This window comes from Streptomyces sp. SID13031, assembly GCF_010548305.1.
Taxonomy (GTDB): domain Bacteria; phylum Actinomycetota; class Actinomycetes; order Propionibacteriales; family Kribbellaceae; genus Kribbella.
This window is the reverse complement of the sequence record NZ_JAAGLV010000007.1, coordinates 194,820-206,539: the sequence shown is the minus strand read 5'-3', so window position 1 is coordinate 206,539 and position 11,720 is coordinate 194,820. Positions and strand designations below refer to the sequence as shown.

Below are 11,720 nucleotides of genomic sequence, written 5' to 3'. Positions count from 1 at the left end.
TAAACCTCAGGGCGATTTGTCGACACTCATCGCCGCGCTGAGTGTCGGCGAGGCCAGCGCCCAGCGGATCGTCCGGGTCAACCCTTCACCAGCAGCCCGTACCACCGTGCTCTCAGCCAGCGGCAGGAGCGGCAGCCGCAGTGGCCACCGCGTCCACCAAGGCAACAGACCAACCGCCGCAGTCGTCAGTACTGCGTACGCGGGCCGCGCAGCGAGTGGCACCGGCGGGTGCACCAGGATGAAGCGCGCCGCCTGCCGAGCTTCCGTCGTACCGCGTAGCTCTGGCCGGTACTCGTCCAGCATCTGGCGCAGCTCCACCTGGGTGGTCGGCGGGTCCACAACCCCCAACGCGCGAGCCACCCGAGCCGTGTCCTCGACGTACCCGTCCCTCTCGCCCGAGTCGAGCGGTGCAGCGCCGTACTGCTGGTGGGCCGCCAGGAAGCTGTCCACCTCGGCCAGGTGCACCCACTTGAGCAGATGCGGGTCAGACGCCTTGTACCGCTCGCCATCGGGGCTGGTCCCGCGCACTCGCTCGTGCACACCGCGCACGCGGGCGACGGCCTCCTCCGCGTCAGTAGCGGCGCCGTACGTCGTGACGGCCAGGAAGTAGCTCGTCCGCTGCAGCCGCCCCCAGGGGTCGCCGCGGTAGCCCGAGTGCGCCGACACCGCCGCCATCGCCAGTGGGTGCAGCGACTGCAGCAGCAGCGCCCGGAGACCGCCGGCGAACATCGAGGCGTCTCCGTGCACGCGCCGGATCGGCCGATCCGGCGCGAACCACCTAGGCCCCTCGGTGTTGTGAACCCGATCCCGCTCGGCCAAGGGATCTGGGCCGGCCACCTTCGTCAGGATCATCCGAGCGAGCCCGTCCCTTAATGGGGTGAGCAGGTTCTCCTGGGGCGTGGCGGACATACCACCAGTCTGCCCACCACTCCAAGCCCTCCACCATGGTCAGTGGCTGACATCCACGAACACTGGGTTCGTGTAGAGCCAGGTGTCGAGCCACGGGTCGCCATCGCCGTTCGGGTGCTGGATCGGGCCGGCCGGGTCGATCTTGCGGCCCAGGTAGCCGGGACCGTTCCGCCGGCCGTCGCTGCCGCGCAGGCGGACGTAGTGCGACCGCTCTGCGCGTCCAAGCGGGATGCGCAGCGTGTAGGTGCCGGTCTTGCGGTGCACGTCGACCTGCTCGACCACTCGGGTGTCCGGTGCACGCCAGCTGTCCTTGTCGGGCGCAGTACCGGTGACGACGCCACGGATGACGTCCAGCTGAGCAAGCCGAGGCAGTAGGCCGTGGAAGTTCGGCCGGGTCGCACTTGTCACCGTGACGCGCAGCTCGAGCCGCTCACTCCGGCGGACCTTCAATCGGCCGCCCAGCGTGACCCCTGGATGCGACGAGCCGGCTGGAGCCACCCGTACATCGATGCCGTCGACCAGCTGCCCGTGATCCACCCAGACCCGCCCGGCCCGCAGACCGGCCATCACGTCCAGGTAGCCGTACTTCGTCACCCCCACGTGCGTCCTGCTGAACTGACCGGGCCAGAAGTCGCTCCCCGCCTGCGGCACCCCCGAGTCGGTCGGGGACGGCTTCCACCCGAGCGAGTCGAAATTCTGCCCGGCCGGGAACACCCCGTCCGTCCAGGTGTCCCAGATGGTCCGGTGGTTGTCGCTATTCGAGGTGATCGAGAACAGCTTGCCCTCGGCGAGCATGGCGTCCCACAGGCCACCCACGGTCGCCGTGGCCCAGTCGAAGCCGCCATACGTGCGGTAGGCGTCGTTCGGGTACCCCGGGAAGCTGCCGGTACCAGGGTTGTTCACGTACTCGCCGCGCTGCGAGTTGGTCGTACCGCGGTAGGCGACCCAGGCCGGATCCGCGTCGCCCTGCGAACCGGGCGCGCCCTCCATACCGATCATCACTCCGCTGTCGCGCCAGCCCCGGAGCTCGTGCGGCGAATCGATGCCGAGCCGCAGCGGATGGTTCGCCAGGACGAGCACGTCGTCGACAAACCCGCTCCTCTTCTGGGCGGCCAGCCATTGGAGCGCCTTGAGCGCGTGCAGCTCGTTCTCGGCGGTGTCGGCCGAGCGGCTGGTCAGCTTGCCGTCGTACTCGCGCTCGAACTGCTGGAGCAGCGCGACGTTGTTCGGCCCCGGCGCGACCAGGACGGTGCCGTGCTCGGCGGCCGGGATGTACCACTCGAGGCCCTGGAAGATGAGCATCCGCGGGTTCTCCGCACGAGCCTTCAGCACCTCGGCGTTCTCCGCCTGCGCACCCTTGTCGGCGTGCCCGAAGTTGCTGTGCTCGGTGAACGCCATCCAGTCCAGCCCGAACTGTGCCCCGCGCTGCGCGTGCTGGGTGAAGTCGTACTTCGCGTCGTGGCTGTATCGGGTGTGCACGTGATGGTCGCCCACCAGATAGACCAGCTCAGGATCCCCGTACGACGTACCGCTGGTCGCCGCCGCCTCGCCGGCTCCCGTGACACCGCTGATCCCGGCGGCCGCGAAGCCCGCACCGAGCAGCCCGGCACCCCGGATCAGCCCACGACGCGACACCCCCTGCGGATCGAGCGCCTCTTCGGGAACGTCGGGGTCGGCCCACTCGGGGACTTGCTGCTCGGTCATGACGGAACCTTTCTTGTGCTGACAAGGCACTGTCAAGGCCCGCGATGACGCGAAGATGTGCACCAGGTGAACTGTCGGCCGAGAAGGCTCAGCCTGCCGGGAACTCCGTATCGAGCACCGAGTAGAGCAAGGAGTCGCGCCAGTCGCCGTTGGTGAAGACGTGGTGACGGATCCGGCCCTCGTAGCTGAAGCCGAGGCGCTTGACCACCGCCACCGAGGCCAGGTTCTCCGGGCCGATGGCCGCGCTGACCCGATGCAGGCCGAGCGTTCCGAACGCGAACTTCACCATCGTCCGGGCCGCGTCGGTGGCATGGCCGCGGCCCCAGTGGTCCGCGGCGATCGCGTAGCCGAGGTGGGCGGCCTGGATCCCGGTGGGTCCGAGGCGGGCGAAGCCGATCAGCCGGTCGTCGTCCAGGCGGGTGACGGCGAGGGTGTAGTCCGGCCGATCGGCGAGCGCCGCGCGCTCCACCATGGCGCCGAGGGATTTCTCCGCGGCGGCACGGTCGCGGCTGTCGAAGGACAGCCAAGTGGTTACCCGGTCGTCACCGACGACGGCGAGATAGTTGTCCAGGTCGTCGAGCCGGAACTCGCGCAACCTGACGCCATCGCCGGTGAGGGGGTCCATCCCGCCTGCTACTGCGGGAAGGTCTGCATCGGCGTACGGGTGAACATCTCGATCTCTTCCTGCAGGTCTCGGGCGTCGTCGCCGTGCCCGGACTGCCGCAGCGCTTGGTGCACCCGGCGGGCCGAGTGCACGACACCGTTGATCCGGCGCTCGGTCGGCAGACCGAGAACCGGGGCGAGCGCGTCGGCGGCGCCTTCCAGCTCACCGTTCGCGATCCGGGTGATGGCCATGGCGGCGTGGCTGCCGGCGGCGTCGCCGAAGGCCCACTCGGGGTGCGATTGGTCGGTGTAGGCGTCCACTGCCTGCCGAGAGTACTGCTCGGCGGTCTCACGCTCACCCGGAAGCCAGGCGAGGGCGTCGGCCGCGTAGTACAGCTGACGGTTGCGGCCGAAGGTGCACAGGCCGCCCATCTCGTCGAGCTCGTCGGCCTGGACCGTGCCCCACGCGTTCTCCGCGCGGACCAGGGCGGCCCGGGCGGCGTCGGCGTTGCCCAGCGCGGCCCAGGCACGGGCCTCGCTGACCGGGAGCCAGACGCCGGTGGTGCTGTTGGCCTGCTCGGCGTAGCCGGCGCCCAGCTGGGCGTACCGGACCGAGTCGTGCGGGTTACCGGCCCAGTAGGAGACCAGCGACTGCAGCCCGCGGACCCAGGCGCGCAGCCCGTGGTGGTCGGCGTTGTCGGCGCACAGGAAGGCGGTCCTGGCCTGGGTCAGCGCGGCATGCGGGTTGCCGAGGTCGTGTGACGCCTTGGCGAGCAGACCACCGGTCACGCCGCCGAGGAAGTACAGCTGCCGCAGGTGTTCCGGACGCTGCCGGCTCTCCAGCAACGCGAAGACCAGGTCCTGCGTCTCGACCAGTTGGCCGAGGATCTCCGGCAGCGGCCGCTGCGGATAGGCCTTCGCGACGTGTCTCACGTCGTCGTACACCTGTTCCATGGCCTCGCTTCCGAGACCGGTCTGGGCCGCGAGGGCGAAAGCCCGCGCACGGCTGGCAGCCATGTCGAGTACCTCCATCTCATTACCTGTCGTGATTCGTCCACTTGCAGCCGCCGGCACCACCTGGGCGACCGGCTCGGGGACGTACGGAGCGAGGAGTTCCTCGACCGGCTTACCGAACATGCGTTGCAGGGTGCGCCGAGTCTGTGGCGTGGTCCCTGCCCGCTCGCCCGATGCGAGACGCCGCAGATGCCGCTCGGTGATGGTTCCACCCAGCTCGACGAACTCGGCGACGATCTCGGAGTAGGTCTGGTTCCGGCGCTGGATCAGGTGCGCCAGGACCGTTCTTGGCGTATACCTACCCGCCATCGTTCCTCCCGTTCACGTCAGGTAGACGTTGTCTCGACTGATGCCCCACGACAAGGTGCAGTCCTCAAGATGTCCGCCAGAGGTCCGGGAGAGGTCCGGCAAAGGTCCTCTCCAGGTCCTAGAGCGGTCACGGTCGGTCTGTGCACCATTACTGCCATGACAACCAGTAAGTCCAACTGGTTGCAAGGGCTGAGAGTTACGGGGTGAGCAAGCAGTGACTGTTGCGGAAATGACGTCGAGGCAGCACCGGCGCCGAGTTCGGGTCTGGTTCGGCGAGCATGTGATCGCGCAGTACGTCGCGGAAGCCCCGCTGGCAGCGCGGTACGAGCAGGCGATGCGGCGCCGGTTCGCCGGCCTCCGGGTCACCAACGACCTGCTCGGCCCGCAGCAGGAAGCGGATATTTAACTCTTCAAAAAGCTTCCGGGTCCTCCTCAGACCCGGAGCTGCTCCTGGGGTCTCCTCACGTCCAGGAAGCAGCAATCGAAGGTCCGGGGCACTCCTCAGCTCCGGACAAAACCAGAGGTGCGGTCCGGGGCGTCCTCAGCTCCGGACCGCACCGCCCAACAGCCCGGCTGGGCTGGCGGTTGAGTCCCTGTATCGCCGCCGCCCAGCCGTTCCAATCCACCTCCTGGCCGACACCTCGGGCCGGGCGGGGCAAGTGGCTCCTGACACCTCACCAGGAGCCGCACTCCGAGGTGGCCGACTCCGTTGTGTGACCACCGCGCCTGGGTGGTCACACAACGGAGTCATTTGCGTCCGGCGGCCGAGATTCGCGGCCATCCGGCGGAGTACGTCGACCGTCTGCAGGTACTCCGCGTCGACGATCCCGTTCGTCACCCGCCGCCGCTGCGCCTGCACCTTCTCGGTCAGTACCGCGTGCGCGGCCGCTCCGGCCGGCGTGAGCCGGTCGCCGTCGAGCCAGCCACGGGCGGTCAACGGGGCTGTCAACGATGCCACCTCGGGACGAGACCGTGTTTGTGCCTTCGTAATCGATTGACTACGGTCTGTGCGTCTGGTTCGGCCGCCTTCGGGCAGACGCGCTCTGTTCATAACGAATCCCTGGAGGACCACCCCATGAAGAACCTGACCCGCCGCATCACCGTCGGACTGGCGACAGCAGCGCTGGGAGCGTTCGCCGCCGCGGCGCTGTCCGCTCCGACCGTGGCCAACGCTGGAATCATCGACGGCTCCCTCAACAACGCTCACGTTGCCGCCGGCAGCAACGTCCTCGGCGTCCTGGCCAACTCGCAGGTCTCGGACATCTCCAACGCGAATGCAAACGTGAAGGTCAGCTCGGTCGGCAACGGGCTGTACCTCTAGCAACGCTTCACACGTCGGCAGCAGCCCGGCGGCTGGCGCCGGGCTGCTGTTCTGGGTGGACCCCCAGGTTGATCCCGTCTCGCGAGGAGGACCGCAAATGCCTCAACTCGGCCAGACTCTGTCGTTCGCCTCGGGCCTTTACCGACAACGCATCAACACTCTGTGGGCGGGCTACGCCCTGGATGATCCGATGGCGCTGCTGCAGTTGCGGCCCGGCCGCGACAACCCGTACCGCATCTACGAGCGGCTGCGTCGCGACGGCACAGTGACCCGCACCCGATTGGGCAACTGGGTGACCACCAGCCATCCCGTCTGCGACCAGGTACTCCGCGACCGGCGCTTCGGCGTCCGCCCGGCCGGCAACCCGATCGGCGAAACGCCCTCCGACGACCTCGACCTGTCGTTCCTCGACCTGAACCCGCCTGATCACACCCGGCTGCGCCGGCTCGCCCAACCGGCGTTCAGCCCGAAACAGATGGCCGGATACCGGCCGCGGATCGAAGCCACGGTCAGCCAACTGCTGGACCGCGCCGCCGCGGCCGGGAGCTTCGATCTCGTCAGCGCGCTGGCCGCGCCGCTGCCGATCGCGGTCATCACCAACCTGCTCGGCATCCCGGACCCGGATGCGGAGAACTTCGCCCGGTACGGCGGCGTCATCGGCGGCGCGCTCGACGGGGTCCAGTCGCTGTCCCACGCAGCCCGGCTGCAGAAGGCCGACGCCGAGTTGAGCGCGCTGTTCACCGACCTGTTCGCGCTGCGGAGGCGCGAACCCGCCGACGACATCGTCTCCCGTCTGGTCGCCGCGGAAGGCGACCAGGTGCAACCCGCGGAGATGGTGCCGATGTGCGTACTGCTGCTGGTCGCAGGCTTCGAGACGACCGTCAACCTGATCGGCAACGCGGTCAACGCCCTGCTCGACCACCCCGATCAATGGGATGCGCTCCGCGCCGATCCGGCAACCATGGCGCCCAAGGCCGTCGAGGAGACCCTACGGTTCGATCCGCCCGTCCAACGCACCGGCCGATTCGCGCTGCAGTCGCTCGAACTGGCGGGCAAGCCAGTCCGGGAGGGGGAGTTCGTGGTGACGCTGATCGGCGCGGCCAACCGCGACCCGCAGGTGTACGCCGATCCGGACCGGTTCGATATCACCCGCAAACACACACCGCCGACCACCTCGCCTTCTCCAGCGGCATCCACTACTGCGTCGGCCAGCCACTCGCCCAACTCGAAGCCACCATCGCTCTGCAGACACTCGCGGAATGCATGCCAACGCTGCGGCGCGCCGGCCCGACCCGCCGACGCAACTCGCGCACCATCCGCGGGCCCATCCACCTCCCGGTTCGCGTCGGCCTCCCCGCACACCACGCGCCGACCACCATCCGATGACGAGCCGCTGGCAGACTGGCGGGTATGCGTGCGGATCGGGCGGTTCTGTTCAAGCTGGCGACCAACGAGCGACTCGAGCAACTGGTGAAGGGGCTCCCCGGCGGGGAGGAGAACGCCTGGCGGGCAGCCTCCCGGTATGTCGCCGGCCGGACCCGCGACGAGGCGCTGCAGGTGGCAGCGGCCCAGGTCGCCAAGGGCCACGGCATCAGCGTCGACCTGTTCGGTGAGATGTCCACTGACCCCGCAGACGCCGCCCGGGTAGTCGACGAGTACTTAGAGCTGGCCGACCTCCTCCCGGAGCCGCCCGCCGACGTCTGGTTGTCGCTGGACCTCTCGCATCTCGCACTGGACGTCGATCCCGCCGGTGCCGCCGACCTAGTCGCCAGGATCGCCGCGGCACTCCCGCCCGGCAGACTGCTCCAGATCGGCGCCGAGGACACCGCCCGGACCGACAGCATCCGGCAGTGCGTCCTGGAGGTCGCGAGTCGCGGTCTCGCGGATCGCATCGGCGCCACCGTCCAGGCGAACCTCCACCGCTCCCCTGGCGACATCGATGCGCTGACCGCGGCCGGCGTACAGGTCCGGCTCGTCAAGGGTGCGTACGTCGAACCAGTCGGCGCTCACCCGTACGGCGAGCCCACAGACATCGCGTACCTCCGCCTGGCTCACCAGTTGGCGGCCAGTGGCGGCAGGTGGTCCCTCGCCACCCACGACGGCCGCCTACGCGAGGCAGTACTGCTCTCAGTCGGCCCTACCCCTGTCGAGCACCTACTAGGCGTCCGCCCCGACGTACTGGACGACCTGCGCACCCGGGACATCCCCACCCGCGTCTACATCCCCTACGGCCCATCCTGGTTCCGCTACTGGCTCCGCCGGGTGGCAGAGTCCCGCGGTGCCTAGCCCACGCCCCAGTCGATGAACCGCGGTGCGACTGGCAGCGAGAGGATGCGCTTCGGGTGGCCGTGACCGTTGGCGGGTAGCTTCATCAGCGAGAACTTGCCGTGGTCCTCGAGCCGGTAGGCGATCCAGCAGCCGTCCGGTGAGTACGAGCCGGTGAGCGCGTTGATCTCGCCGCCGCGGTGGTTGGTGAGCATCCGCAGCCCCGAGCCGTCCGGCCGGATGGTCGCCACGTTCGCCGAGGTCCCGGCCGGCTGGCGATCGGCGTTGGCGATGATCGCGATCCGGGAGCCATCCGGCGCCCAGTCGTGCTTGATCCCGACATCCAGCGAGTACGGCGTCAGTTGGCGCAGCCGGCTCCCGTCGACCCGTATCGAGAACAACGCCTGTTCCTTCTCGGGCACCCTGATCCGGACGAAACTGATGAACCGGCCGTCCGGTGAGACATTGGCGTCGGTGTCGTACCCGACCCCCGGGAACGGATTGTGCGTCAGCGTTCGCCGGCCGGTGCCGTCGGTCCGGATGATCTCGACGTTGCCCGATTCGGAGTCGAACACGACGTGCCGGCCATCGGCGGTGAACGCCGGATTGCCCTGGAACCCGATCGGCGTCAGATCCCGCAGACCGGACCCGTCGCGGTTGATCAGGAAGACGCCCGCGTGGGTTTCGCCGCCGAACTCGAAGACCAGCCGGTGGCCGTCGCGCGACCAGTCCGGATGAGCGGCGTCCCCGTCGACCCGGGTGAGTTGCCGTACTCCGCTGCCGTCCGGGCGGACGGTGAAGAGCTGGAGACCGGCGCTGGTCTCCGCCGCATAGACGAGCCGGCCGTTCCTGCCGGGTGCTGTCGCCTGTGCCACTGATGGCACGGACAGCCCCGCGAATGCTGCCAGCGGAATCAGTGTCAGTCGCCCGACTTCACGTCGGGTCAGTCTGGTGTTCATGAGTGCCCCCTTCGACTCCTCGAAGTGTCAGCGCCAGCAGGCCTTGCCCACACTCCCTACTTCTCGGGATGCCGTCTGGGTGTCACGATGGCCAGATGGGGGCTACCGTTCGCGCTGCCCGGCAACTGATCGCAGAGACCGTGCCTGCGGCGCTGCCGGGACTCCCGTTCGCCGAAGAGGTGATGCGGTCGGTGAACAGCGCGGTCGGGTTCGATGGCTACTACCTGTTCGCCGTCGACCCGATCACCCAGCTGCGTTGCGCGATGTACGCCGAGAACGGCCTGCAGGTCGCGACCCGGCGGCTGATCCTGAACGAGACGGTCGAGCAGGACTTCAACCGCTACACCGAGTTGTTCCGGCGGCCCGGTCACGTCGGCGTGCTCGCCTTCCGGGCGGCTCCGGAGCCGCACAGCCCGCGACTGCACGAGATACTCCGCCCGCAGGGGTTCATGTCCGAGCTCCGGCTCGTCCTGGTCGACGGCGGCCGGTACTGGGGTGCACTGTCCTTGTTCCGCGACGAGCGACGGCACCCGTTCACCGACGCCGATGCCGAGGTGGCGACCGAGCTGGCCAAGCCACTCTGTACTGCGGTTCGCCGGCACCAGGTACGCCGTACCGGAGGAGAGCCGGTGCCTGGTGCGGCCGGGATTGTCCTGGTCGGCCGAGACGGCGAGTTTCTCTCAGTGAGCCCTGAAGCCAGGACCTGGCTGGGGTATCTCAGGTCTGACGGCTTGAACTTCGACGACGTGAGCAGGGTGGTGCACGAGGTGGCTCAAGCCGCTCGCGCCGGCCGACCGAGCCCACTGTGTCGGGTACGCACCAACGACGGTCACTGGTTGGTGATCAGCGGTACCCGGTCTCTAGCGGGGCCGGTGGAGGTCACTGTCGTCATCCAGCCGGCCAGCGTCCGGCAGGTGCTACCGGCGTTCGCGGCCTGGTCCGGGCTGTCCGTGCGCGAGTCCGAGGTGCTGGACCTCGTCGCCGACGGTCTTGCGGCCAAGCAGATCGCCCGCAGGCTCGACTTGTCCGTCCTCACCGTGAACGACCACCTGCGCTCGACGTACCGCAAGACCGGCGTCACCGGCCGCGACCAGTTGCTCGCCCTGACGAGTTAACCCCGGGGCATCTCCGTGACGCGGTTGGGCATGAACATCACTGCGACGACGAGGAGTACCGCGGCCGCTGCGGCGCCGTAGTACACGTCGTGGATGGCGGGGGCGAGGACCTCGCCGGGGAGGTTCCCCAGGTCCTCGTGGCTGTTGCCGAGGCGGCTGGCGACCATCGCGTTGGCGACCGCGCCGAAGATGGCGACGCCGACCGCGCTGCCGACCGAGCGGGCGAACATGTTGGCGCCGGTCACCACGCCACGGCTCTTCCAGTCGACCGACGACTGCGCGGCCACGACGGCGGGAGACGCGGAGAAGCCGAGGCCGATGCCGATCACGAAGCAGGCGAAGGCGAGGTAGCCGACCGAGCTCGTCGGCTTGACCGTGAGCAGCAGGCCGGCGCCGATCACCACGAAGACCGAGCCGATCACCATCGTCGTGCGGAAGCCGAGCCTCAGGTAGATCCGGCCCGCGAGCGACGCCGCGATCGGCCAGCCCAGCGTCATCGCCGCGAGCGCGAAGCCGGCCACCAGAGCGGACGTTCCGAGCACGCCCTGCGCGTAGAGCGGTACGTAGGTCGACAGGCCGATCATCAGTACGCCGACCAGCAGGGCCGATGCGTTGGCGGAGTTCAGCACGCGGTGGTTGAGCACCCACAACGGCAGGATCGGCTCGGCCGCGCGGCGCTCGACGAACCCGAAGACGGCCAGCAGCAGGACGGCGACGGCGAGGATCGCGATGCTGGTGACGGAGTCCCAGGACCACATCACGCCGCCTTCGAGCAGGCCGAGCAGCAGCAGCGAGCCGCCGACCGCGAGCAGGATGGTGCCGGCGTAGTCGATCTGGTGGCGGGTGGTCTGGACGACGTTCTCTTTGAAGCGGCGGTAGAAGACCACTCCGGCGGCGAGACCGAGCGGCACGTTGACGAAGAAGATCCAGCGCCAGGAGATGTAGTCGGAGAAGATGCCGCCGAGGGTCGGGCCGACGAACGAGGCGATCCCCCAGACGCTCGCGATGTAGCCCTGCACCTTGGCGCGCTCGGCGACCGAGTAGATGTCACCGACGATCGTCATCGCGATCGGCTGGATCGCGCCGGCGCCGAGCCCCTGGATCAGCCGGAACGCGATCAGCGCCGGCATGCTCCAGGCGAACCCGCAGAGGACCGAGCCGAGCACGAAGAGCAGGATCCCGAACAGCATCAGCGGTTTGCGGCCGCGCAGATCCGCGAGCTTGCCGTAGATCGGTACGGAGACGGCCTGGGCCAGCAGATAGATCGAGAACAGCCACGGGAACTGGGTGAACCCACCCAGATCCTCGACCACCGAAGGCACCGCCGTCGCCAGGATGGTCGCGTCGATCGCCACCAGCCCGACACTCAGCATCACCGCGAGCAGGATCGGTCCCCGCTCGGACCGCAACCCCACGCTCGCCCGGTCGATCCGCTCAGTAGTCATGACAAAGGCAACTTACGTGACGGGACATCGATTCCCGTAGGCCAGGATCACGGGCTGGACGCTCCGGTACCAGGGG

The 11,720-nt window shown here is 68.7% G+C and carries 12 protein-coding genes; 5 read left to right on the top strand and 7 right to left on the bottom strand.

The window, feature by feature from the left end:
- Window positions 1-6: 6 nt before the first annotated feature.
- From G3I17_RS16445 to G3I17_RS16430, 4 genes are all read right to left on the bottom strand, one after another.
- Window positions 7-909: an oxygenase MpaB family protein gene (locus G3I17_RS16445; RefSeq protein WP_164597008.1), complete on the bottom strand. Its 903-nt coding sequence runs from the start codon at window positions 907-909 to the stop codon at window positions 7-9.
- A 39-nt stretch (window positions 910-948) separates the two neighbouring features.
- Entirely contained in the window at window positions 949-2,613 is a 1,665-nt protein-coding gene (locus G3I17_RS16440) for a PHP domain-containing protein (RefSeq protein ID WP_164597007.1), read from the bottom strand.
- An 88-nt stretch (window positions 2,614-2,701) separates the two neighbouring features.
- The gene (locus G3I17_RS16435) at window positions 2,702-3,238 is read right to left on the bottom strand and encodes a GNAT family protein (protein ID WP_164597006.1); all 537 of its coding nucleotides are present in this window, start codon (window positions 3,236-3,238) and stop codon (window positions 2,702-2,704) included.
- 8 nt (window positions 3,239-3,246) lie between these two features.
- Window positions 3,247-4,539, bottom strand: coding sequence for an XRE family transcriptional regulator (locus tag G3I17_RS16430; RefSeq protein ID WP_164597005.1), 1,293 nt, complete (start codon window positions 4,537-4,539; stop codon window positions 3,247-3,249).
- 229 nt (window positions 4,540-4,768) lie between these two features.
- On the opposite strand from G3I17_RS16430, the gene G3I17_RS39830 reads away from it, so the two are divergent.
- Window positions 4,769-4,945 (top strand): hypothetical protein, encoded by a 177-nt coding sequence (locus G3I17_RS39830; protein WP_203590300.1) that lies wholly within the window; start codon window positions 4,769-4,771, stop codon window positions 4,943-4,945.
- A gap of 135 nt (window positions 4,946-5,080) precedes the next feature.
- Here the strand turns inward: G3I17_RS39830 and G3I17_RS16425 are convergent, their stop codons facing one another.
- The gene (locus G3I17_RS16425; protein WP_164597004.1) at window positions 5,081-5,488 is read right to left on the bottom strand and encodes a hypothetical protein; all 408 of its coding nucleotides are present in this window, start codon (window positions 5,486-5,488) and stop codon (window positions 5,081-5,083) included.
- A 126-nt stretch (window positions 5,489-5,614) separates the two neighbouring features.
- Between G3I17_RS16425 and G3I17_RS16420 the strand changes: the two genes are divergently transcribed.
- The 3 genes from G3I17_RS16420 to G3I17_RS16410 all read left to right on the top strand — a co-directional run bounded on the left by G3I17_RS16420 (window position 5,615) and on the right by G3I17_RS16410 (window position 8,146).
- Window positions 5,615-5,860, top strand: a complete 246-nt coding sequence (locus G3I17_RS16420) for a hypothetical protein (RefSeq protein WP_164597003.1) — start codon at window positions 5,615-5,617, stop codon at window positions 5,858-5,860.
- A 97-nt stretch (window positions 5,861-5,957) separates the two neighbouring features.
- Window positions 5,958-7,334: a cytochrome P450 gene (locus tag G3I17_RS16415; RefSeq protein WP_203590299.1), complete on the top strand. Its 1,377-nt coding sequence runs from the start codon at window positions 5,958-5,960 to the stop codon at window positions 7,332-7,334.
- On the top strand, window positions 7,271-8,146 hold the full coding sequence (locus G3I17_RS16410) for a proline dehydrogenase family protein (protein ID WP_164597002.1): 876 nt from the start codon (window positions 7,271-7,273) through the stop codon (window positions 8,144-8,146). Before G3I17_RS16415 ends, G3I17_RS16410 begins: the two co-directional genes overlap by 64 nt.
- Here G3I17_RS16410 and G3I17_RS16405 read toward each other — a convergent pair.
- The gene (locus G3I17_RS16405) at window positions 8,143-9,084 is read right to left on the bottom strand and encodes a hypothetical protein (RefSeq protein ID WP_164597001.1); all 942 of its coding nucleotides are present in this window, start codon (window positions 9,082-9,084) and stop codon (window positions 8,143-8,145) included. The two genes, G3I17_RS16410 and G3I17_RS16405, sit on opposite strands and share 4 nt — an antisense overlap.
- 95 nt (window positions 9,085-9,179) lie before the next feature.
- On the opposite strand from G3I17_RS16405, the gene G3I17_RS16400 reads away from it, so the two are divergent.
- Window positions 9,180-10,199, top strand: a complete 1,020-nt coding sequence (locus tag G3I17_RS16400; protein WP_164597000.1) for a LuxR C-terminal-related transcriptional regulator — start codon at window positions 9,180-9,182, stop codon at window positions 10,197-10,199.
- Here G3I17_RS16400 and G3I17_RS16395 read toward each other — a convergent pair.
- On the bottom strand, window positions 10,196-11,644 hold the full coding sequence (locus G3I17_RS16395) for an MDR family MFS transporter (RefSeq protein WP_164596999.1): 1,449 nt from the start codon (window positions 11,642-11,644) through the stop codon (window positions 10,196-10,198). The two genes, G3I17_RS16400 and G3I17_RS16395, sit on opposite strands and share 4 nt — an antisense overlap.
- Between the last annotated feature and the right edge of the window lie 76 nt (window positions 11,645-11,720).